The organism is Methylocystis sp. B8, from assembly GCF_005771425.1.
Taxonomy (GTDB): Bacteria; Pseudomonadota; Alphaproteobacteria; order Rhizobiales; family Beijerinckiaceae; genus Methylocystis.
On the sequence record NZ_VBTZ01000026.1, the window covers coordinates 1 to 1,049 of the forward strand.

Genomic DNA, 1,049 nt, shown 5'->3' on the forward strand with positions numbered 1-1,049 from the left:
CGTGACGAACCAGGAGTTCGAGGACGCGCGCGACAAGATCATGATGGGCGCCGAGCGTCGCACGCTGGTGATGACGGACGAGGAGAAGAAGCTCACCGCCTATCACGAAGGCGGCCACGCGCTGGTGCAACTTTCTGTTCCTGGCGCCATGCCGATCCATAAGGCGACGATCATTCCGCGCGGCAGAGCGCTCGGCATGGTGCAGGGCCTTCCCGAGCGCGATCAGATCTCACAGACCTACGAGCAACTGACCGCCATGCTCGCCATCGCCATGGGCGGCCGCGTCGCCGAAGAAATGATCTTTGGCCATGACAAGGTGACGTCGGGCGCCGCCTCGGACATCCAGCAATGCACCCGTGTGGCGCGCGCGATGGTCACTCAGCTTGGCTTCTCGGATAAGCTCGGCACGGTCGCCTACGCCAATCCCGAACAAGAGCAGTTCCTCGGCTATTCAATCGGGCGTCAGCAGACCCTTTCCGAGGCGACGCAGCGCACGATCGACGCGGAGGTGCGCCGGCTGGTGCAGGAAGCCTATGACGAGGCGAAGCGCGTTCTGACCGAAAAGCGCAGCCAGCTCGACATGCTCGCCAATGCGTTGCTCGAATTCGAGACGCTGACGGGCGACGAGATGAAGGGCCTGCTCGCCGGCAAGCGGCCTGTGCGGGATGAGTCGGCGCCGACGTCTCCGCCGCGCGGCTCGGCGGTGCCCTCGACTGGACAGAAGCCAGAGCCCGATGTCGGCGGCATGGAGCCGCAACCGGTCTAAGCTCCGGCGATGTTAAAGAAGGGCCCGGCGTTTTGCGCCGGGCTTTTTTGTTGCGGCGTTGTTTGGCGACAAAGTCGCTATCGCCTCGCGCCGTAACGCGCAAGATGCGTCAGGCTCGAAGAAAAGTGTCTTCGAGACAAAAATCCATGGAGGAGAAAGATATGAGCTCGACGACTGACACAGCGGCCCGGGCTGCTGCTGGCACGGAAGCTGTAGTAGACCTTAAGGGCATGTGGATCGGCCTGGCCGTTCTGAACGGGTTCTATCTGGTCGTTCGGATTTA

General features: G+C 62.4%; 1 pseudogene. It reads left to right on the forward strand.

The window, feature by feature from the left end:
* Window positions 1-766: pseudogene (locus FEV16_RS16760) on the forward strand (cell division protein FtsH); the annotation flags it as partial.
* Window positions 767-1,049 lie beyond the last annotated feature (283 nt).